Raw genomic sequence first — 20,725 nt, 5'->3', positions numbered from 1 at the left:
AACAGTAGCTATTCATGAACCCGGACCTGCAAGCGCTCTACCCCTACCCTTTTGAAAAACTGGCGTCCCTGAAAGCCGGTGTTGAGCCACCGGGCTCGCTGAGTCACATTGCGCTGTCGATCGGCGAGCCCAAGCACGAACCGCCCGCCTTCGTACTGGACACACTGAGTCAGAATCTGGACCGCCTGGCCAACTATCCGGCCACCAGGGGACTGCCGGAATTGCGCGCCGCCATTGCCCGCTGGGCCGAGCGGCGTTTCCGGCTCGGCGCTCAGGGGCTGGACCCCGAGCGCCAGGTACTGCCCGTCAACGGTACCCGCGAAGCCCTGTTCGCTTTTGCGCAGGCGGTGGTCGACCGGACTCAAACCCGGCCCTTGGTCGTCAGTCCCAACCCCTTCTACCAGATTTACGAGGGCGCCGCCCTGTTGGCAGGGGCCGGCACCGCCTTTCTGAACTGCACCACCGACAATGGCTATATCCCCGATTTTGCCGCCGTTGATCCACAAATCTGGGACGACTGCCAGCTGCTCTATATCTGCTCCCCGGGCAATCCGACCGGCGCGGTACTGACCCTCGAGCACTGGCGCACGCTGCTGACGCTGGCCGACCGCCATGACTTTGTCATTGCTTCGGACGAGTGCTATTCGGAACTGTACTTTGACGAACAACAACCGCCCACCGGTCTGCTGCAGGCCTGCACCGAGCTGGACCGCCCGGGCTTCGAGCGCTGCGTGGTCTTTCACAGCCTGTCCAAACGCTCCAACCTTCCGGGACTGCGCTCGGGCTTTGTCGCGGGTGATGCCCGATTGCTGGCGGAGTTTTTGCGCTACCGCACCTATCATGGCTGCGCCATGCCGGTGCCGGTGCAGCTGGCGAGCATTGCCGCCTGGGAAGACGAAACTCACGTGATCGCCAACCGGGATCAGTACCGGGAGAAGTTTGACGCGGTACTGGATATTCTCGGAGACTGCCTGGACGTCCAGCGCCCCGAAGCCGGCTTCTATCTCTGGCCACGCACGCCCGTCGACAGTGAGGCCTTTGCGCGCGAGCTGTTCCGCCAACAGAATGTCACCGTGTTGCCCGGCAGTTACCTGGCCCGCCCGACCGCCTCCGGCAACCCGGGGGATCAATACGTGCGGATGGCCCTGGTCGCCTCACTGGGGGAATGCATCGAAGCGGCGAGACGCATCAAGGTATTTGTAGAGTCACTATGACCGAAGCCAGCAACCTGAAAAAGGCCGAGCGGGTCGAACACATACTGCAGCGGTTGCAGGAGCTCTACCCCGACCCGCCCATTCCGCTCAATCACCGCGACCCCTATACCCTGCTGGTCGCGGTGCTGCTGTCGGCCCAGTGCACCGACGAGCGCGTCAACCAGGTCACGCCCAGGCTCTGGCAACTGGCTGACAACCCCCGGGACATGGCCGAACAGCCGGTGGAAAAAATTCAGGAAATCATCCGCCCCTGCGGCCTGTCGCCACAGAAAGCCAAGGCCATTTCCAGGCTCTCGCGCCTGCTTGTCGACGAGCACGGAGGCGAGCTGCCCGCCGATATGGAGGCACTGGAGCGACTGCCCGGCGTCGGCCACAAAACCGCCAGCGTGGTCATGGCCCAGGCGTTCGGCGAGCCCGCCTTTCCTGTGGACACCCATATTCACCGGTTGGCGCAACGTTGGGGCCTGACCAACGGCAAGAATGTGGTACAGACCGAAAAGGATCTCAAACGGCTCTTCCCACGCGACCGATGGAACGCCCTGCACTTACAGATCATTTACTACGGGCGCGAACACTGTTCGGCCCGTGGCTGCGATGGTACTGTGTGCGATATCTGTCGCACCTGCTACCCTGTGCGCAAAAAACCCAAACTGGTCCGCAAACCCTGAACAGGTCCACACCATGCTTCCCATACTCAAACACCTGCACATGACCTTCGCCCTGCTCTCCTTTCTGGGCTTTACCCTCCGCGGAATCTGGATGCTGATGGAGTCAGACCTGCTGCGCCGGCGCTGGGTCAAAATCCTGCCGCATATCAACGACACCCTGTTGCTGCTGAGCGCGCTGGTGTTGGCAGGCATGATGGGACTTTCCCCGGGGGCACATCCCTGGCTGCTGACCAAGATCATCGCCCTGTTCGTGTACATCGGCCTCGGTGTGTTGGCCTTTCGCCACCCGAATAAGGCGGTCCGCACGGGCGCCTGGGTGGCGGCACTGATTGTCTTTCTCTATATCGTCAGCGTCGCTTTCAGCAAGCACCCGATGGGCTTTCTGCTGTCCTTGAGCTAAGTCAGCGCAGTGGCCAGCTTTGACTCCATCCCCACCTCGACGCGCCGACTGGCGCTTTCGGGGGTGCTGTTTGTCGCCCTGACGGCCGTTGGGCTCTACATTGTGTATGAGCAGATGGCCCAGCAGGAGCTGGCCTTTGACACACGACTGCTTCACCCCTGGGTGATCCTGGCAGTGCTCGCGATGCTCGGCCTTTATTACGGCTCGGATGCGCTGCGACTGCACTACACCCTCAAGGCCCTGGGGCACCATTTGCCATTCGCGTCGGTGCTGAGGCTGGTATTCATCAACCTTTTTTTCTCCAACATCACACCCATGGCCACCGGCGGCGGCTTTGCGCAGATATGGTACCTCAAGCGCCAGGGCGTCCATGTTGGGCACGCCACCGCCGCCACCACCATTCGCACCCTGCTTGCCGTCGCCTTCATTTTTACCCTGACACCCGTTTGTCTGCTGACGCTGCCCGCGCTGGACGGTGAAGTGATCGGCCGTGATATCGGCCTGGCACTCTCACTGTTCATCTTCCTGTATCTGGGATTTTTTGCCATTGTGTTTTTCCGCACCCGCTGGTTGATCGGCCCTCTCAGCGGGCTGCTGTCCCGCCTGCACCGACTGCACCTGATCAGTGAACAGCGACACCGGCGTTGGCAGTACAAGGCCCGCCGGGAAATGCTGAGGTTCTCGACCAGCTTTGGCCTCTATTGGCGCGGCGGCGCCCGGTACGTGTTGCTGTCCATCATCTTTACCGGCCTGTTTCTACTGACCATGTTCAGCTTTCCCGCCCTGTTGATCGTCGCCCTGGGGTACTCGGTGGACTACCTCACCACCCTGGGTTTGCTGCTGGTGACCACCTTTGTCATGTACTTCTCGCCCACACCCGGAGCCTCGGGTATTTCCGAGGGCCTGTTCGGGCGGTTTTTTCGCGATATACTGGGAGGACAGCACCTGCTTCTGGTGACTGTCGCCTGGCGACTGCTGACCATTTACCTGGGAATGATCATTGGCCTGCTGCTGTTTCGTCGGACACTGCACGAGGAACTCCTCAGCGCTCGGGAGCATGACAAAGCCTCATGATGGGAAAACGGTCACTCAAATGGTTGTTCTATCTGAATCTGGGCATCGTTCTGTTTCTGATCGGCTACAAGGTCTACCTGAACCTGTCCCAGCCCACGTTTGACGATATTCATACCGAACAGCTGTCACAACTGCAGGACAAACTGTCTGACCCGAATCGCTTCAGTTTTGCCGTCGTGGGCAATATCAACAACTCCGTGGGGATTTTCGAACAACGGATCGTTCCGGAGCTGAACCAGTCCGGAGTGGACTTCATGATCTCGGCCGGGAATGCGGTCAGCAGTGGCGGTGAAGACAATTACCGGGCCCTGTACGGCACCCTGAGCCACCTCGAGATCCCCTTTTTGCTGACCTTTGGCGAGAAAGAGTACGGCGATTTCGGAACCTTCCGGTTCTATGAGCACTTTGGCCCCTACTTCTACAACTTTACCCTGGGCGACAGTCAGTTCATATTTCTCGACACCACCGGGAAAACCGCCTGGCGCTGGCAGATCGAATGGCTGAAAGGCGTGCTGCAACAGGACTCCAATGGCCCGACCTTTCTGTTCATGGGCCATCCCATTCACGAGGTTCAGAAACCACTGCTGTTCGAACGGCAGGACCACTACCTCAGACCCGCCGCTTTTCGCGAAGCGCTACTCGAGCTCATACACCGGCACCCGGTCGACGCGGTATTTTCCGCCAACCTCCCCGTGTTTTCACGCCAGCTGGACCGGGAGACGCTGTTTATTACCACGGGCGGTGCGGGCGGTCTGGTTCTGAACAATGAAACCAGCTTCTATCATTACGTCAAAGTCACCGTGGAGGACGGCCAGATACACACCGAGCTGGAGCCTCTGGATATTGGTCAGAATCCGATACTGAAGCAGCTGGAGAGCCTGTGGTTTTTTGTCTACTCGCTTTTTTACGTCAGCTATGTCAATTTTATTCTGCTGGTCTGTGCGCTGGCTCTGGCCGCCATCAAGCTCTACCAACTGGTGTTTGTGGAGCGCGACTACTACCCCAATTTTGACCTCGATCCGACGCCCTGGCTGAACCGGCCGCTGCGCGTGGCCATGTTCACCAACAACTACCTGCCCTTCATCGGCGGAGTGCCCCTGTCCATCGAGCGCCTGCGCCGGGGTCTGCGCCAACTGGGCCACAAGGTCATTATCGTGGCCCCCCGCTACCGGGAGACCTCCGCCGATGAGGACCAGATCATCCGGGTTCCGTCCCTGTTTACCCTGGGTGCCCGGCGTGAATTTCGCCTGGCCAATATTTTCCTGGCCCGTATCCGCCGTGAGGTGCGCCGTTTCAAGCCGGAGATCATCCATTTGCACCACCCCATCTGGCTCGGTTCTCTGGGTCTGTGGATCGCCCACCGGCTGCATATCCCCGCTGTCTACACCTACCACACGCGCCTGGAACACTACGCCCACTTTGTGCCCCTGCCGGGCGCACTGTTCCGCAACCTGATATCCCACGCACTGATCAAGCGCTTTGCCAACCGCTGCGATGGCGTCATCGTACCGACCAATTCGGCCGAAGAGTACTTGCGCATGATCGGGGTGAAGAGCTCGGTGTTCGTTCAGCCCACCGGCATCGACTTCGATCGTTTCCAGGCCGTGAAGCCCGAACAGGTCAAAGAACTGAGAGATCAACTGGCGCTGGGAGATCGCAAAATCCTGGTCAGCGTGTCGCGCCTGTCCAATGAGAAAAACATCGACTTTCTCATCGATGCCGTCGCCCGACTGCGGGATCAGCAGGCTCCGGCGTTTCATTTATTGATGATCGGCGACGGACACCAGCGCAAACGCCTGCAGAAGCGCCTCGACGAACTGCAGCTCAATGACTGGATGAGTTTTACCGGCTCGGTGCCCCCGGACGATATGGCGCTGTATTACCACCTGGGTGACCTGTTTGTCTTTGCTTCCAAATCCGAAACCCAGGGCATGGTCATACTGGAGGCCATGGCGGCGCGAGTGCCGGTCGTCGCCATTCGCTCCAGCGGCATCGATGACGTCATTCGCGAGGGAGAAAACGGCTATAAGACCCCGGACAACCTGGATCACTGGTGCCAGCGTGTCCGCCAATGCCTCGAGGATGACGGCTTGCGCGACACCCTGGCGCACAATGCCCAGGAGTTCGCCCGACAGAACTCCACCGAGGCGTTCGCCCGGCAAGTGCAGGGCATTTATGCCTGGTTGCTGGCGGCTCACCACCAGGAGCAGAAAGACGCCAGGAGCGGAGAAACCGAGTAACCCGTCATAGCCTGACAACCCACTCGTCGGCGGCGTTTTAACAGCGATTTTTTATAAGATCCGAGGATCTAGACTATTTTCTAATAACAGAGGTGACTTTCATCACACTCTATTGACCGTGGCACCCAAATAATTTATATCTGGTGACAGTGGTACGAAATCTTATAACAAACCAGTGGCACGACTATGAAAAAACTGACTCCTCTCTTACTGTTATTCTTTTGCCTGCCGGTATTGGCGTGCGATGAAGAATGCAAGCGCAATGCCGCCATGGAAGAACACAATGTCGACTTTCCCGGCTACCTCAATGCCAGCTATTGCCAGGACACCAGCGTCGACTTCCTGTTGCGCGCGCGCGAAAGTCTGCAGAAATATCGGGATGGCAAGCTTGAAACCGGTCATAAGGGCGGTATCCGCAATATCCGCAACTACCTGCAGCAACGCAAGCAATGGCTGCTCGAGTGCGACAACTACTTGTTACTGACCGGGCAGGGGCGTGTATTCAAGGATAAGGAAACCACCGAGAGAATTGTCTCGTCCATTGACTCCGTGTCCAATGAGCTCGAGCGGTTGATGTCGGTCGGCGGTGGTATTTACGTGCCTACCAACCAGCTGGGCGGGGCGACCGCCCGTTTCGATCAGCTGTTCATGGTGGTGGACACACACCGCACCGACCTGCAGCTTCGCGGTCAGCTCGTCATCCGCTAACGTGAACCACTCGCCGGGCGCCTCGATACGAGGCGTCCGGCGAGTTGAACCATTCAGCTTCGAGGCTTTTTAAGCGATAGTTTGGGCCGCTCCGGGCGGTCTTTCCGCTCGGCAAACAGCCTGGCTTTCTCTTCCGCCTGCCGGGCACGGCTTGTCTGCTGGGGCACCCGTTGACTGCGACCCTGCCCTTCGGGCGCCGAGGCCAGAGCCTCCATGCCATAGCGCAGCAGACGCGCCTGCTCGGCATAGCTTAACCCGGCGGGGTAATCGGCGGGGGCGACGGCCGACGGATCGCGCACATCCCCTTCCACCGTCACAGTGAAACCACTGGCGTGCCGTGCTCTCCCACTGGGGAGATCCACCTCCCAGGCCTCGTAATCAATCGGTTCCATGGCTGTTACTCTCCAGCTCCAATTTTCAGGGGGATGGGGCCCGGCGCCTCATCCGTGTCAGTCACTGTGTGGTTGAGTGCCGTTGCCGCGCGGGCGGCGGAGCGCCCAGGTGCACCTCGTTGCGCTGCCGGGCCAGCTCGATCTGCTTCTGCCGCTCGGCAAAACGCGCCTTCTGATCCTCGGTCAGCTGATGGTAGCAGCGCGGACAGCACACCCCTTTCATGTAATGCTCGGAGGCTTTGTCCTCTTCGGTGATCGGATGACGACAGCCGTGGCACTGGTCGTAGGATCCCGGCTCCAGCTTGTGGTTGACCGCGACCCGATTGTCAAAGACAAAACACTCCCCGCGCCACAGGCTCTGCTCTTCGGGTACCTCTTCGAGGTACTTCAGGATACCGCCCTCCAGGTGGTACACCTCGTCAAATCCCTGTTCCCGCATGTAGGCGGTGGCTTTCTCACAGCGGATACCGCCGGTGCAGAACATGGCCACTTTCTTGTGCTGCCCCGGATTGAGCTCTTTCTGGACATAGTCGGGAAATTCGCGAAAGGTTTCGGTTTCCGGATCCAGCGCCCGCTCAAAGGTCCCGATGGCATACTCGTAGTGGTTGCGGGTGTCGATGACCAGCACGTCGGGGTCGCTGATCAACGCATTCCAGTCGCCGGGCGCCACGTAGGTGCCGGCGCTGCTGAGCGGGTCAATTCCTTCCACCCCCATGGTAACGATCTCTTTTTTCAGTTTGACCTTCATCCGATAGAACGGCTGACCATCACTGGGCGACTCCTTGTGCTGCACATCGGCCAGCCGCTCATCGGCGCGCAGATAGGCCAACAGTGCGTCAATACCCTCGCGGTTGCCCGCCACCGTGCCGTTGATACCCTCGTGGGCCAACAGCAGCGTGCCTTTCAGCCCCAGCTCTTCGCATTTGGCCTTGAGCGGCGCGCAGATCTGGCGAAAGTCAGGCAGGGCGACAAATTTATACAGAGCGGCAACGACGATCTCACTCATAAGGGGGGCTGGTAACCTCGATTCTCAAAAAATAGCGGCCATTATAAACGCTTAAATTTTGTGCAGCCAGCCTATTTGGCCGATCGCTCAACACGGCGCCGTTCAGGCCCCGCCGCCCAGGCAGGGAGGTGAGCCGGGCACCGATTGCGGGCCGGACCACTCCTCGGGGCTGTAGGTGTGAAGCGCCAGGGCGTGAACCGGGCCGCGCAGCTGTTCGGCCAGCACCCCGTAAATGGCCTGATGCCGCTGGACCTGCCGCCGGCCGCTGAACTCGGGGCTGACCAGGACGACCTTGAAGTGGCTCTCCGAGCCGGGCGGCACATTGTGCTGGTGGCTCTCGTTCAGGACCTCCAGGTGCACGGGATCGAAGGCCTCCTTCAGCTGACTGACAATCGACGCTTCTACAGGCTTCATGGTTCACACTCCTACCAAAAACAATTCGGCATTTTACCGGATGCCGTCTACACTGTGTTGACGCACCGCAAAAACAACCAATAAACCACCCTATGCGCAATCAGCACCGGATTTTCATCGATCGGCGGTGCGGCCGGGACCGGCGACTCGACCGGGATCCGTGCAAGCACATGCCGCTCGATCTATACCACCGCAAACGACGCAAGGCGCCGGAGCGGCGTGCGCCCGGCCGGTCTCTGGAGCAGGACTACTACGCCTTCATGGGCGAGGAAGAAAAGCTCTCATCCCACTGAATCCAGCGCCCGCAAGACCTTGGAGGTGACCGGGTAGAGCGGGTATTGCGCGTAAAAATCGGCAATATCGAAGCGCTCCATCACCCGGTCACTGTACTCCCGATGGCGGGTGCGGGCCGCATCGTATCCCTGAAACTGCAGCTGCTGCAGACACTTCGGGCACACCTGCCAGGGCCAGGGGTCCGGGGGCGGCAGTTCGGTCGAGATCTGCAGCGGCTGCGTCGGCCGCTCCCGGCGCAGCTGTTGCAGTACCCGGCAGTAAGCCAGGTGGTAGTTGGGCGCGGCCCAGGACTGTCCCGGCTCCTCCAGCCACAACAGCACCCGACTGTTCTTGTAGGCCAGGGTGTAGTCGTGCAGACATCGCAGGTGGGACCAGTTCAGGGTGAGTCCGCCCGCCAACCGTTCCCGCTCCGTGGCGCTCAGGTGCAGGCGCGGGTCAAAGAACTCAAACGCCCCCAGCCGCTCGGCGCCCATGGCGGAGCGCAGGGTATTGAAGGGCTGAAACTGCAGAAAGTCGGGCAGCTTCACTGGCGCTCCTCCTCCAGCATGCCCTCGATGCGGGACTCGGCATCGGTCCGCACCCGGAATTCCACCCGGCGCGAACGCACCGGATCTTCCTCGCCGTTCTCCTCAATCAGTTTTGAGGACGAGAGCCCGTTGGCCGTCAGGTGGGACTTGATCCAGGCCCGCTCCCGGGCGACCTCCGGCAGATCGAGCAGGTAGGCCAGCGTGGTCCGGGTGCGCGCCTGGGACAGGGCCATATTGCGAATATAGGCTTCATCTTCCGGCAGATCGCCCCAGTCGCTGGACGTATGGCCCTCGATACGGACTTCCAGAACGTCCTCCCGGTATTTGGGCAGGGTAATGATGTCCAGATAGCGTGGGAAAAAGTCGGCCAGGATCACCTCAAAAGCCGGACGAAGCTCATCTTCCCCCTGGGGAAACAGCACCTCGGTATTGTAAAAGCGCAGACTCAGGTCGCGATTGAGCTCCGCCCCCCAGCGCGGGAGATCCTCGCTGAATTCCTCGTGCAGGTCTTCATACAACTGCGTACGCAGGCGGTCGTACAGCACGGCGACATCGCGTACCTTACGACTCTCGATTTCCAGTTGCACCATATAGACCACGGCAATCAGCAGAAACACCATCATCAGGCCACCCATCAGATCACTGACGGAAACCCAATGCTCTTCGTGCTCTACATCATGATTGGGTCGGGGTGCGAACGGGTTTGGCTCGTTGGGGCGCTGGGTCATGGGCTTTATCTTGGACACGGGAAGATTGCTCTGCCACCTGGATCAGGGCGCGCAGCTTGTCGGTCAACGGCGCGTAATCGTTGACAAATTTCTCGGACAGCGAGGTCATCTGGTAACCGAAGGTCGTCAGCGCCTTGGTCAGCTCGGACTCCAGGGCCTGGTCGAGCTGTTCCAGCTGTTCACTGGTTCGGGTGACCAGCGTTTCCACCTGACGATGCATGCCATTCTGACTTTGCTCCAGACTTTGCACCATATTGCGGTTCACCTCGGCGGAGGTATCGCGCAGCGCGCGTGAGGCCTCCTCAAGCACTTCACTCAACTGCTGCTGGTTGCGGGTGACGCTCTGGGCGAGCTGGTCGGTCAACGCATCCACCCGGCCCTCAAGCGAGGGCAGGCCCGCGGCGGCTTTCTCGGCAACGGTGGACAGCTGCGCGAGATAGCGCTCCATGCCTTCGGACTGGGTCTGCAGCGATTCCAGCAGCCCTCCCAGGGATTCGGAGACGGTATTGAACACCTCTGAATGGGTGACCACCTTTTCGTAGGCACGACTGGCTTTATCCAGCAGTTCTCCATTGGATTTCTGGGTCACCAGCAGCTCCTGCAACTCCTGCTTGTAGTTCTGTTGCCAGAGCAGCATGTTGCCCACAGCTTCGTTGAGCTGCTTGAAGTTCTCGCCGTACTGGACGTCGATCTGGGAGTTGAAATCGCGCATGACCGTTTCCAGTGCACCAATCAACGCGCGGGTATTGGCTTCGGTCATGTCGGTCTGATAGCGCTCGAGCGATTGGGACAGACCGGCAAACTCGTTTTTCTGCTCGCGCCGCAGGTCGTTGACAGCGGTATTCAGGCCACCGGCCTGCGGGTCGGAGAGCGACCGGTTGATCTCGGCCAGAAGATTGGCCAGATCGTCGATGGTGGCGGCTTCATAGGTGGCCTGAACCCGGGTCTGGCGCAGGGTGGAGGCGAGGTGGCGGAATTTGACCAGCAGCGCCCCCAGCAGGCCCGCGATCGAGGTCCAGAAGGCGGTCTGCAGGCCGTCGATCAGCCCCGGCACGCTCGCCTGGATGTTGTCGGGGTCGAACTCCAGCAGCCCCAGGGCCACCCCGATGAAGGTCCCGAAGATACCGGTGCTGGTCAGAATGGTCGGAGAGTGCGCCGCACTTTGAGCCGAATAGCCGGGGCCGATGAAATAGATCGTCATGATCGCGATCAGTGCCATCAGCACCAGCGACAGGACGGAGAAGTCGCTCAGAAAATCCATAGATGCTTCTTTTGGGGCCTTATGGTGACAGGCCCCGAGTGTAGCCTATTCACCCCCCTAAACACCACTGACGACACCCCTGACGGGCACCGGGTCAGGAAAACCGGTGGAATCCGATCAGCCCCCAGACAATGGCCAGCAGCACCAGACTGACCAGAACCAGGGCCGAGCCGATGTCTTTGGCCCGGGCCGAAAGCACATGGTGCTCATTCCCCGTGCGATCGATCGCGGCCTCCACGGCGGAGTTCGCCAGCTCCGCCATCAGCACCCAGCCGACGCTCATCAGCAACAGAATCAGCTCTATATGGGTCTCGGCCAGCCAGAAGGCCGCCGGGACCAAGACGACTCCCAGGGTGACCTCCTGACGGAACGCCGCTTCAAAGCGCCAGGCGGCGGCAAAGCCTTTCATGGAGTAGCCAAAGGCATCAATGATCCGGCGGATCCCGGTTTTTCCCGGTTTGGGCATAGCGGTTTTCTCTTTGGGTGGTTGTTCGTAGAAGTTAACGGAGCGCTACGTTAGCCGATTGTCTCAAGAAAATAAAAGCGCCCGGCCTCACTGTCACAGAAGATTCATCATTGGCTGTTATCAATAGGCTGTCTTCGGAGCCGAGGCTCCGCGTCATTAGCCTGACAACAAGGCGGTGCAACCATGAACAGTCTCTTCCAACGCGTCCACCAGCTCGACACCCTGGCGTTTCTCTGGGTGCATGCCAGCAAACGCTTTGCCTACCGCAAATCCATCCGCTGGATTTCCCGAACCGGTGACGGCTACCTCTATATTCTCGCCGCTCTGGCGCTGTCACTGCTCGAGCCAGATCAGGGCACAGCCTTTCTGGTCGCCGGGCTGGTGGCCTACAGCCTGGATATCAGCCTTTACCTGGTTTTGAAAAATGTGATCAAGCGGGACCGGCCCGCCATGCGCATCGACTTTTACGAGGCCTGGATCACCCCCTCGGATCAGTTCAGCTTTCCCTCGGGCCACACAGCCGCCGCCTTTCTTTTTGCCACACTGGTGGCCTACTTCTACCCGGCGTTCGCCCTGCCCTGCTACCTCTGGGCCAGCCTCATTGGTAGCAGCCGGGTGCTGCTGGGCGTGCACTACCCCAGCGATATCGCCGCCGGCGCTCTGCTGGGTACCGGTGCAGCCCTGGTCGGCCTGTTTGTCTATCCCACACTGATTGCCACCACGGGAGCCCCATGAAAATACTGTACGGCGTTCAGGGCACGGGCAACGGCCATATTACCCGTGCACGCATCATGGCAGAGGCCCTGGCCAGGACCGGCGCCGACATTGACTGGGTGTTTTCCGGGCGGCCGCCAGAGGACTACTTCGACATGGAGGTATTCGGAGACTACCGCTGTTTTCGCGGGCTGACTTTTGTCACCCGGCACGGTCAGGTCCGCTACCCCCAGACCATCCTGCGCAGCAATCTGCCCCAGCTGTACCGGGACATCAGGGCGCTGGATGTCTCGGGCTACGATCTGATCATCAACGACTTCGAGCCCGTCTCCGCCTGGGCGGGACGGCGGGCCGGCAAACCGGTGATCGGCATTTCGCACCAGTGTGCCTTTCTGCACGACATTCCCAAGCGGGGGGAAAACCTGTTTGTGCGCGGGTTCATGCGCTACTTTGCGCCGACCACAACCGCCATCGGGCTGCACTGGCACCACTTTGACCAGCCGATACTACCACCGCTGATCGAGCCCTCGCACTACCCCAACGAGTGCCTGTCCAATCATTACATGGTGTATTTGCCGTTTGCCGAGCTGGAGGACATTGTTCCCCAGCTGCGAGCTTTCACCCACTGCCAGTTCTACGTTTACCAGAAGGTCTCGGAACCTTACGATGAGGGCCATATTCACATCCGGCCCTTTTCCCGCGAGGGATTTCAGGCCGACCTGCATCGCTGTGAAGGAGTGATTGCCAGTGCCGGCTTTGAGTTGCCAAGCGAAGCCATTCAACTGGGCAAGAAGCTGCTGGTCCAGCCCGTGGCCGGGCAGATGGAACAGCAATCCAACGCTCTGGCGCTCAGTCAGCTGGGCTATGGCGCGGTGACCCAGACATTGACCGAAAGCGCCATCAGCGACTGGCTGAGCATGCCCAAGCCCCGCCCGGTATTCTACCCGGACGTTGCCAGCGCACTGGCCCAGTGGTTGGTTTCTGGTGAGGAAGATTTCAGCGAATTACAGGCGACGCTCTGGCGCAGCGTGCCCGAGCCGGAAGTGCAGCAGATGCCGTTCGAGTCGGCCTAGGGGCCTGGGGGTATAAAGGTCTAGAGGTCGACTTTACCGCGATTGCGCTTGATGGCACCTCGCCGGGTTTTGTGATCGACCCGACGGCGTTTGGCTGCCTTGGTCGGGCGCGTGGGCCGACGGCTTTTGGGCCGGTGGCTGGCGCGGGCCACCAGCTCACCCAGCCGCTCCAGGGCATCGGCCCGGTTCTTCTCCCAGGTGCGAAAGCGCTGCCCCTTGATCACGACCACGCCTTCACGCGAGATGCGCTGATCGGCGATCTGGCTCATGCGGGTTTTGACCTCCTCGGGCAGTGAGGAGGCGAAGATGTCAAAGCGCAGGTGCACCGCGCTATTCACTTTGTTGACATTCTGGCCACCGGCGCCCTGGGCGCGAATGGCGGTCATCTCGATCTCGTGCTCCGGGACCGACAGGGAGGGGGTCAGAGCAACCATCAGGGCGTGACCAGGGTGACCGCGTCGGTGTCATCCAGCAACACCGGTTGCAGGCGTCGATCGTGACGGGTCTGGTGGGCCCGCCAGCGCACGATCAGGCCCCCGAGCACCAGCCCCGCCACGGCGCCCAGGGCGCTCCAGCCATCGGATTGCAGCGCGGACTGGCCCAGTCCGGCGCCGGCCAGCATGCCCAGCAGCGGGACCATGTAGACAAACAGTGAGCCTTTGACGACCACGGTTTCCGGGACGCCGATCTGGATTTCATCACCCAGTTGGTATTTGTCCGGGTCGCGCCCTTCGAGCAGTACCCAGAGGTAGCTGGTGTGCCCCATCAGACGCGCCATCAGGCTCTGGCCGCAGCCTTTCTGGGCGGCACAGCTGCCGCAGGTGGAGCGCTGGATGGTTTCCACCCAGAGGCCCTGGGGTTCAATAGCGACGATGCGACCGGTTTCGGTAATCATGGCGTGCCTCGGACACTGTCAACAGAATAAAACCATTGTACCAGTCGCCGCGATGCTTGAACAAAGCGCCGCCGACTAGTCCTGGAGGGCGGGGATCAAGCGGGGGCTGATGCCGCGTGCCAGCTGCTCGGCCACGTGGACGGGAATCTCACCCACCACCGTGACCCGGAAGTCCCGGGCGCCGGCGGCCAATTGGCCCATGAACGCCGAGGTGGCGCCGCTTTTGGCGCGGCCTTCGACGCTGATCTGACCGGAGAAAGGCTGCAGAAACACCGAGAAACTCGCCAGACCGTCCGTGTACATCAGCATGTCGATATCCTCGGCCAGCTGGCGCTCGCCGGAGAAAACAAAGCCGGGCGGCACCCAGGAGAGCATCCAGTCAGAGGGCGTCTTCGGGCTGCGGGTATCGCACTCGGGGCTGGAGGCGGTTTCGCCGGGGAGAGATTTCGCCTCGCGGCGCACGGTGTCGGCTTCATCTTCGAGCTCCAGCTCCACAAACTGGAAGCGCTCAAGCACGCCGTGATTTTCATCAATCAGGAGGGAGCGCAACAACAGCCCTGTTTCCTGATCAATGTTGAGGATATAGCCGTAGCGCAGCAGATCCCGGGGTCGCACTTCCAGCGTGTAAGTGGGCCGGCCGGCAATTCGCTCCTCGCCCCGAAGACTGAGTTGGTAGTAGTTGTCGAGTCGGTCGAGTTCGGGCGCTGAGTCATCGCCTGATGCTTCTTCCCCCGTTTCTGTCGGGCCGGTCTGTAGCAGTCGATAGCCCAGGGGCTGGCAGGTATCTCCGGGGCCCAGGCGCTGCAGTGAGCTTTCGGGGCCGTTCAGCGCTTCCACCCGGTCGTGGGCTCGCCCGTCATCGACCCAGTGGAAAACCCGGAAACTCTCCATGGAGTTGCTGTGTTCGTAAGTGAAGGAGCCGCGGTAGTGTATCGATTGGCCCGCGCCCGCCATGGCCTCAAGCAGCGCCAGGGGGCGTGGATCTTCAGCGCGCGCCGCTGTGGCCAACAGCACCAGGGTGACGAGAGTCAGGCAACGCGCGCGCCGCATGAAAGAAGCCTCAGTTGCCTTGTTCGTCGGCGTCGGAGGGAACCCGTGCATAGGGCAATACGCCCTGGTTGCTGTTGCGCGCCGCATTGTCACTGTGCTCCTGCATCAACTGATTCAGGTAAGCCCGGACTTCCTCGGCGGGAACCTGGACAGTGCCGGACTGAACCGGAATGAAGACCACGTCTTTCGACCGACGCGGTGCCGGTTCATACCCGCTCTGAGCGCTTACGGTCCGCGCCGTGGGTTGAATCGGGGAGTTGTGACCCGCCGGCAGAGACACGGGCTCACTGCTGGTTTCACTACCGCCCTGACTGGAGGCGACTTCGCCACCTGCCGGGCCCGCCGGGTACTGTTGCACACCCAGCAACACCGCTCCGGCCACAGACGCCGCCACTGCCGCACGACCCAGGTGTTGCCACCAACCGGAACCACTCGCTCTTGCGCTGGGCTCATTGGCAATCGCTTCGCTGAGCCCCGCGGCAAATCCCTCGGGTGCCATCACGGACACATCACGGCGCATGGCCGCTCCGGCCAGGTTATAGCGCGCCCAACGAGCACCCAACTGCGGGTCGGTCTCACTCGCTTTGAGCAAGCGCCGGACTTCCAGGGGGGTGGCTTCACCGTCGGCGAGGGCCGAGAGAGATTCCGTCAGTGAGTGATTGCTTTGCTCTGTCATCGCGAGAAGTACCTTAAAAGTGCGACATCAAATAGAGCCTGTCTACCCTGCGGGAGGGGTCGAACAGGCGCTGTTAATGGCTCTGACTGGCTCAATTCCCAAAGGTTCAGCCCAATTCACAAAAATCTTAACAAAGATTTACGCCCGCTATACATCCGACATCAGAGGCTGGATGCAGCGATCAATCGCCTCACGCGCCCGGAAAATACGCGACCGCACGGTGCCCACCGGGCAGTCCATGATGGTCGCGATATCCTCGTAGCTGAGCCCTTCCATCTCCCTGAGGGTCACAGCGGTGCGCAAGTCCTCGGGCAGGTCGGTGATGGCCTGGTCGACCGCCGCCTGCAGCTGGTCGCGCGCCAGATTGTTCTCCGGTGTTTCCAGATCTTTCAGCGCTTCACTGCCACTGTAGAACTCGGCGTCCTCGATCTCGACGTCGCCCGAGGGCGGACGGCGGTTGCGCGCCACCAGATGATTCTTGGCGGTGTTGATGGCAATGCGGTACAGCCAGGTATAAAAGGCGCTGTCGCCGCGAAACTTGGCGAGCGCCCGATAGGCCTTGATAAAGGCCTCCTGAGCCACGTCCTGCACCTCCGCCTGATCGCGGATGTAGCGGCTGATAATGGCAAAAATTTTGTGCTGATACTTGAGCACCAGCAAGTCAAAGGCGCGCTTGTCGCCTTTCTGAACCCGCTCTACCAGCTGTTGATCTGTGTCCTGCGCAGCGTGCGCTGTCATTCCCAAAACCCCCAAGCGATTCGGCCTTCAGGCCCACGCCGACATTGATAGTCTATTGTTGTATTCCCGGGTCGCCGTCCTGACCCCCGCGTTTCCCTGAAGTGCGCTTTGACTGACTCTTCAGGGTATAAAAAGTTCATAACGATCTAAAAGGCCCGGCTGATATTACCAATATTGGTGGTATTATACGGCCTTATGCATTCTACCTCTAATGGTAAAACACGTCAGCGACCGGTGTCCGAGTTTACCCGCCAATGGATGCGTCTGTAACTAACTGATCCTTCGGCGCTATACTGCACGTAAATGCTGGAAGGGCGGCGGCGATGCCGTCACCCTGCCCTTCATGTCCACCCCGCAATTGCGTAACAAGTGAGCAGATAATGAGCAAGTATTTCAGCAGCGATGTCCTGGTCATCGGCTCTGGTGCGGCCGGCCTGACGTTGGCCCTGCAGCTGGCGCGCCACGCCCGCGTGCACGTGCTGAGCAAAAACGCCGTCAACGAGGGCTCGACCTGGTTCGCACAGGGAGGCATCGCGGCGGTGCTGGACGACGACGATTCCGTTGAGGCTCATGTGGCCGACACCCTGGATGCCGGGGCCGGGCTCTGTCACGAAGACGCGGTGCGCTTCACCGTCGAGCGGAGCAAAAGTGCCATCCGCTGGCTGATCGACCAGGGCGTCAATTTTACCCGTGAGGGCAACGGGGGAGACTACCATCTCACCCAGGAGGGCGGCCACAGCCACCGGCGGATCATTCACAGTGCCGACGCCACCGGCCAGGCCGTGCACAGCACCCTGATCGACCGGATCCGGCAGGAACCCAATATTGAACTGTTCGAAAACCACGTGGCGCTGAACCTGATCACCCAGGCGGACAAGGACTCGCGCAAAGTGCGCTGCACGGGCGCTTACGCCCTCAATCGCAGCGATGACCACGTGCACGTTTTTCAGTCCCGGGTTGTGGTCCTCGCCACCGGCGGCGCCAGCAAGGTCTACCTGTATACCAGCAATCCGGACAGCGCCAGTGGCGACGGTATTGCCATGGCGTGGCGCGCCGGTTGCCGGGTGGCCAATATGGAATTCAACCAGTTTCACCCCACCTGCCTGTATCATCCGCGCGCCAAGACCTTTCTGATTACCGAGGCCCTGCGCGGCGAGGGGGCCTACCTGCGCCTGCCCAACGGCGAGCGCTTCATGCCCAAATTCGACGAACGGGCGGAGCTGGCTCCGCGCGATGTGGTGGCCCGGGCCATTGACCACGAGATGAAGCGCCTGGGCTGCGATTGCCTGTATCTGGATATCAGCCACAAACCCGCCGATTTTATTGCCGAGCACTTTCCCACGGTCAAGGCCCGCTGTCTCGAGTTCGGCATCGACATCACCAAAGAACCGATCCCCGTGGTACCGGCCGCGCACTACACCTGCGGCGGCATCATGGTCGATCACAACGGCCAGAGTGACCTGCGCAACCTCTACGCCATTGGCGAAGCCTCCTTTACCGGCCTGCACGGTGCCAACCGCATGGCCAGCAACTCGCTCCTGGAGTGCATCGTGTACGCCCAGTCGGCAGCGGAGGACATCGAACGCAAACTGGCTGAGATTCCGGCGCCCGACACCTCGGCTCAGTGGGACGAATCCCGGGTGACCAACTCCGACGAGGATGTGATCATTTCCCACAACTGGGACGAGCTGCGGCGCTTCATGTGGGACTATGTGGGGATTGTGCGCACGCACAAGCGCCTCGAGCGGGCGACCCATCGCATCAAGCTGCTGCAACGGGAGATCGCCGAGTACTACAGCAACTACAAAGTGAGCAGTGACCTGATCGAGTTGCGCAACCTGGCCGTGGTGGCCGAATTGATCATCCGCTCGGCCATTGCCCGCAAGGAGAGCCGGGGATTGCATTTCTCGCTGGACTTCCCCCAGCGTTCACCAGTCGCACGCGACACCATCATGATTCCCGCCAACTTTGCCGGGCAGGACATTATTGTCAGCAAGGAGTGAGCCGCTGATCAATGGCGCTCCCGCAGCCACTGACGGGTACGCAGCCAGACCCTGAGCCGCCGCCGATCTTCGGCACTGGCAGTGTCGCTCAGGCATACCAGTACGTACCGCCGTCCGCTGTGATGCAATCGAAACGGCAGGATCAGCAACCCCGGCCACACCACATAATCGCCGATCAGCTCGGCGGTGCGTTGCTCCGCCTCCTGCGGGTCCGCCCCTTGTCGGCCCCGAGCGGGAAACTGCAGCCACCACTGGCCAGCTTCAAACCCCAGTCGATCCGGATGCCGCTTTCGGGCGCGATGTTGGGCACGCCAGCTGAGCCAGAGCAGGCTCCAGAACAGCAGTAGCGGTAAAAGCCAGAGAGGTTGGGTCAGGACGGGATAAAAAAGACCGACGCCGGCCAGAATGGCCAGAACAGGCAGGAGGGTGCCATGCGCGAGGGCCAGCCGGCGGGAGGGACGCAGGCTGATGGGCCGGAGGCCACCTGTCAGCGCTCTAGGAGGCCTTGATGCCGGTGTTAGCTCGGACAATCTCTACAATCCTTTGCAGTTCGGGGTCTTCGGGGTTCTGGCGACTCAGAAACCAGGCGTACATATCCTGATCTTCCATTTCGAGCAGTTTCCAGTAACTCTCCTTGTCAGCCTGTTCCAGGGTGGGATAGACGTTGTCCAGAAATGGCAGCAGGATCAGATCCAGCTCCAACATGCCGCGCCGACTGCCCCAGAATAGACGATTGCGTTCCACTGAACTCTCCCACTCGAATGTGAGGAGTCAGTATAACACCGGAGCGGCCGCGCAACGAAAGCGCTTTAACCGATGGTCGCGGCCGCCGTCTGATTGCGTCCCCGCTCCTTGGCCCGATACAGCGCCATGTCCACACGCTGGAACAGCTGATGGTAGGGCTCATCCGGCAGGCGCTGCCCCACCCCCAGGCTCACAGTGATCGGCACCTCCGGCAGGGCCTCGAACCGGCGTTCGGCAATGAGCCGGCGCAGCTTCTCGGCGATCATCCGCGCTCCCGCCTCGTCCGTGTCCGGCAGCAACACGATGAACTCTTCCCCGCCCCAGCGAGCGACGTAGTCACTCCGGCGGATATTGTCCTGCAGCAGGCGTCCCAGTTCGGCCAGGATTCTGTCGCCCACATCGTGGCCGTGGCTGTCATTGACCGGCTTGAAATGGTCAATGTCGATTACCAGAAGCGACACCAGGGTCTCCGGCGCGGAAAACAGGTCCTCGATGGCTTCGATCGCCCCGTGGCGGTTGAGCAGCCCGGTCAGCTGATCCTTGCGCGACAGATCGCGAAACCGGGCGCTCTGGGAGCGGAGCTCCCGGTTACGCGAAGCCAGCTCCGCCAGACGCCGACGCTCGCGCAGTACGCTTTGGCGCAACTGGATCATCCGGATCACGCCGGCCGTCACCAACGCCACCAACCAGACCACCATGATGCTGGCGTACCATTGCTCACGGGAGACCCAATCCCCAACCAGTTCCGCCGAGTGCAACTGCAACCGATGCTCCCCAACCTGCAGCGGGTGAGGCAGATCAATACCCAGAGCGGTAACGTTCGAGAAATTCGGTCGACTGAACTCCCGGGGAACCTCAAATTGCGACAGCCACCATTCCGCCACGTAGAACTCGTCCAGCGCAATGGCAAGCCCACCCTCCAGAAACTCCAGGGCGATCTGCGTCTGCATAAACTTGTGCGTTTCCGGATTATCCCGCTGGGAGAACCCCGGTTCGCGATTGCGAAAGTAGTAACGCAGTAAGGAGGCGGGACCGCTATAACTCAGATCCAGCCGGATCTCGGAATATTGGGTGAAATCCATCCCGGAACCGTCTTCGCCCGCCAAAACGATAGTAAAACCGCAGAACGCGTCGCTGTAGGTATCCTCAATCTGGCAGAGCCAACTGAGCTCCTCCATATTCTGCCACTCGACATGGTTGCTCGAGTCGGCGTAGATATAGGCTTCGGTATCCGCCTGGACCAACTGAAGTCGCTTATCCGGCAAGTAGGCGTGAACCCACATGGCAAAAACCGTCAACAGGCAACCGACGAACAGCCAGAAGTAAATGGAGCGCCAGGCACCAGAGAGAAATGTCAGGCTGGAGCCCCTATCTTCGACCATCAGTCCCCCTGTTCGTGACCATGATTTTTGTCCGTTATTCTTTTCACGTATCGAAAGG

General features: G+C 60.5%; 25 protein-coding genes. 10 read left to right on the top strand and 15 right to left on the bottom strand.

Features of this window, described 5'->3' with window-relative positions; translation table 11 throughout:
* Positions 1-14: 14 nt before the first annotated feature.
* From dapC to AAE484_RS01705, 6 genes are all read left to right on the top strand, one after another.
* Entirely contained in the window at positions 15-1,214 is a 1,200-nt protein-coding gene (dapC, locus tag AAE484_RS01730) for a succinyldiaminopimelate transaminase (protein WP_341936593.1), read from the top strand.
* Positions 1,211-1,882, top strand: a complete 672-nt coding sequence (gene nth / locus AAE484_RS01725; protein ID WP_341936592.1) for an endonuclease III — start codon at positions 1,211-1,213, stop codon at positions 1,880-1,882. The genes dapC and nth overlap by 4 nt, the downstream gene beginning before the upstream one ends.
* 13 nt (positions 1,883-1,895) lie before the next feature.
* Entirely contained in the window at positions 1,896-2,282 is a 387-nt protein-coding gene (locus AAE484_RS01720) for a SirB2 family protein (protein ID WP_341936591.1), read from the top strand.
* 9 nt (positions 2,283-2,291) lie between these two features.
* Positions 2,292-3,356, top strand: coding sequence for a lysylphosphatidylglycerol synthase transmembrane domain-containing protein (locus AAE484_RS01715; RefSeq protein WP_341936590.1), 1,065 nt, complete (start codon positions 2,292-2,294; stop codon positions 3,354-3,356).
* Entirely contained in the window at positions 3,353-5,596 is a 2,244-nt protein-coding gene (locus AAE484_RS01710; RefSeq protein ID WP_341936589.1) for a glycosyltransferase, read from the top strand. The genes AAE484_RS01715 and AAE484_RS01710 overlap by 4 nt, the downstream gene beginning before the upstream one ends.
* Positions 5,597-5,782: 186 nt before the next feature.
* Positions 5,783-6,304 carry a hypothetical protein gene (locus AAE484_RS01705; protein ID WP_341936588.1) on the top strand — a complete coding sequence of 174 codons (522 nt, stop codon included), beginning with the start codon at positions 5,783-5,785 and terminating at the stop codon, positions 6,302-6,304.
* Positions 6,305-6,357: 53 nt separating this feature from the next.
* Here AAE484_RS01705 and AAE484_RS01700 read toward each other — a convergent pair whose 3' ends face one another.
* The 3 genes from AAE484_RS01700 to AAE484_RS01690 all read right to left on the bottom strand — a co-directional run bounded on the left by AAE484_RS01700 (position 6,358) and on the right by AAE484_RS01690 (position 8,116).
* On the bottom strand, positions 6,358-6,696 hold the full coding sequence (locus AAE484_RS01700) for a hypothetical protein (protein ID WP_341936587.1): 339 nt from the start codon (positions 6,694-6,696) through the stop codon (positions 6,358-6,360).
* A gap of 61 nt (positions 6,697-6,757) precedes the next feature.
* Positions 6,758-7,702: an oxygen-dependent tRNA uridine(34) hydroxylase TrhO gene (gene trhO / locus AAE484_RS01695; protein ID WP_341936586.1), complete on the bottom strand. Its 945-nt coding sequence runs from the start codon at positions 7,700-7,702 to the stop codon at positions 6,758-6,760.
* 102 nt (positions 7,703-7,804) lie between these two features.
* Entirely contained in the window at positions 7,805-8,116 is a 312-nt protein-coding gene (locus AAE484_RS01690; RefSeq protein WP_341936585.1) for a BolA/IbaG family iron-sulfur metabolism protein, read from the bottom strand.
* Between the two features lie 92 nt (positions 8,117-8,208).
* Between AAE484_RS01690 and AAE484_RS01685 the strand changes: the two genes are divergently transcribed.
* Entirely contained in the window at positions 8,209-8,409 is a 201-nt protein-coding gene (locus AAE484_RS01685; RefSeq protein ID WP_341936584.1) for a hypothetical protein, read from the top strand.
* On the opposite strand, the gene AAE484_RS01680 is transcribed toward AAE484_RS01685, so the two are convergent.
* The 4 genes from AAE484_RS01680 to AAE484_RS01665 all read right to left on the bottom strand — a co-directional run bounded on the left by AAE484_RS01680 (position 8,398) and on the right by AAE484_RS01665 (position 11,392).
* Complete coding sequence (locus AAE484_RS01680; RefSeq protein WP_341936583.1) at positions 8,398-8,937, bottom strand: hypothetical protein; 540 nt, start codon at positions 8,935-8,937, stop codon at positions 8,398-8,400. The genes AAE484_RS01685 and AAE484_RS01680 overlap by 12 nt on opposite strands.
* Positions 8,934-9,665, bottom strand: a complete 732-nt coding sequence (locus tag AAE484_RS01675) for an OmpA family protein (RefSeq protein WP_341936582.1) — start codon at positions 9,663-9,665, stop codon at positions 8,934-8,936. Before AAE484_RS01675 ends, AAE484_RS01680 begins: the two co-directional genes overlap by 4 nt.
* The gene (locus tag AAE484_RS01670; protein WP_341936581.1) at positions 9,613-10,926 is read right to left on the bottom strand and encodes a hypothetical protein; all 1,314 of its coding nucleotides are present in this window, start codon (positions 10,924-10,926) and stop codon (positions 9,613-9,615) included. Before AAE484_RS01670 ends, AAE484_RS01675 begins: the two co-directional genes overlap by 53 nt.
* 94 nt (positions 10,927-11,020) lie before the next feature.
* Positions 11,021-11,392 carry a diacylglycerol kinase gene (locus AAE484_RS01665; protein ID WP_341936580.1) on the bottom strand — a complete coding sequence of 124 codons (372 nt, stop codon included), beginning with the start codon at positions 11,390-11,392 and terminating at the stop codon, positions 11,021-11,023.
* A gap of 183 nt (positions 11,393-11,575) precedes the next feature.
* Between AAE484_RS01665 and AAE484_RS01660 the strand changes: the two genes are divergently transcribed.
* Positions 11,576-12,127, top strand: a complete 552-nt coding sequence (locus AAE484_RS01660; protein ID WP_341936579.1) for a phosphatase PAP2 family protein — start codon at positions 11,576-11,578, stop codon at positions 12,125-12,127.
* Positions 12,124-13,179 (top strand): MJ1255/VC2487 family glycosyltransferase, encoded by a 1,056-nt coding sequence (locus tag AAE484_RS01655; RefSeq protein WP_341936578.1) that lies wholly within the window; start codon positions 12,124-12,126, stop codon positions 13,177-13,179. Before AAE484_RS01660 ends, AAE484_RS01655 begins: the two co-directional genes overlap by 4 nt.
* A gap of 20 nt (positions 13,180-13,199) precedes the next feature.
* On the opposite strand, the gene arfB is transcribed toward AAE484_RS01655, so the two are convergent.
* The 5 genes from arfB to rpoE form a co-directional block, all read right to left on the bottom strand.
* On the bottom strand, positions 13,200-13,613 hold the full coding sequence (arfB, locus tag AAE484_RS01650; RefSeq protein ID WP_341936577.1) for an alternative ribosome rescue aminoacyl-tRNA hydrolase ArfB: 414 nt from the start codon (positions 13,611-13,613) through the stop codon (positions 13,200-13,202).
* Positions 13,613-14,074 carry a SoxR reducing system RseC family protein gene (locus AAE484_RS01645; protein ID WP_341936576.1) on the bottom strand — a complete coding sequence of 154 codons (462 nt, stop codon included), beginning with the start codon at positions 14,072-14,074 and terminating at the stop codon, positions 13,613-13,615. The genes arfB and AAE484_RS01645 overlap by 1 nt, the downstream gene beginning before the upstream one ends.
* A 75-nt stretch (positions 14,075-14,149) precedes the next feature.
* Positions 14,150-15,124, bottom strand: a complete 975-nt coding sequence (locus AAE484_RS01640) for a MucB/RseB C-terminal domain-containing protein (protein ID WP_341936575.1) — start codon at positions 15,122-15,124, stop codon at positions 14,150-14,152.
* A 10-nt stretch (positions 15,125-15,134) separates the two neighbouring features.
* On the bottom strand, positions 15,135-15,800 hold the full coding sequence (locus tag AAE484_RS01635; RefSeq protein WP_341936574.1) for a sigma-E factor negative regulatory protein: 666 nt from the start codon (positions 15,798-15,800) through the stop codon (positions 15,135-15,137).
* A gap of 147 nt (positions 15,801-15,947) precedes the next feature.
* The gene (gene rpoE, locus AAE484_RS01630) at positions 15,948-16,538 is read right to left on the bottom strand and encodes an RNA polymerase sigma factor RpoE (RefSeq protein WP_341936573.1); all 591 of its coding nucleotides are present in this window, start codon (positions 16,536-16,538) and stop codon (positions 15,948-15,950) included.
* A gap of 380 nt (positions 16,539-16,918) precedes the next feature.
* Here rpoE and nadB point away from each other — a divergent pair, with 380 nt between their 5' ends.
* Entirely contained in the window at positions 16,919-18,541 is a 1,623-nt protein-coding gene (nadB, locus tag AAE484_RS01625) for an L-aspartate oxidase (RefSeq protein ID WP_341936572.1), read from the top strand.
* A gap of 8 nt (positions 18,542-18,549) precedes the next feature.
* Here the strand turns inward: nadB and AAE484_RS01620 are convergent, their stop codons facing one another.
* From AAE484_RS01620 to AAE484_RS01610, 3 genes are all read right to left on the bottom strand, one after another.
* On the bottom strand, positions 18,550-19,071 hold the full coding sequence (locus AAE484_RS01620; protein ID WP_341936571.1) for a protein YgfX: 522 nt from the start codon (positions 19,069-19,071) through the stop codon (positions 18,550-18,552).
* On the bottom strand, positions 19,037-19,285 hold the full coding sequence (locus AAE484_RS01615) for an FAD assembly factor SdhE (RefSeq protein ID WP_445928817.1): 249 nt from the start codon (positions 19,283-19,285) through the stop codon (positions 19,037-19,039). The genes AAE484_RS01620 and AAE484_RS01615 overlap by 35 nt, the downstream gene beginning before the upstream one ends.
* A gap of 65 nt (positions 19,286-19,350) precedes the next feature.
* Positions 19,351-20,667 carry a GGDEF domain-containing protein gene (locus AAE484_RS01610; RefSeq protein WP_341936570.1) on the bottom strand — a complete coding sequence of 439 codons (1,317 nt, stop codon included), beginning with the start codon at positions 20,665-20,667 and terminating at the stop codon, positions 19,351-19,353.
* Between the last annotated feature and the right edge of the window lie 58 nt (positions 20,668-20,725).

Source organism: Marinimicrobium sp. C2-29 (genome assembly GCF_038419845.1).
Taxonomy (GTDB): domain Bacteria; phylum Pseudomonadota; class Gammaproteobacteria; order Pseudomonadales; family Cellvibrionaceae; genus Marinimicrobium.
Note: the sequence above shows the minus strand (reverse complement) of the source record. Positions and strands in the feature narration are given on the sequence as shown.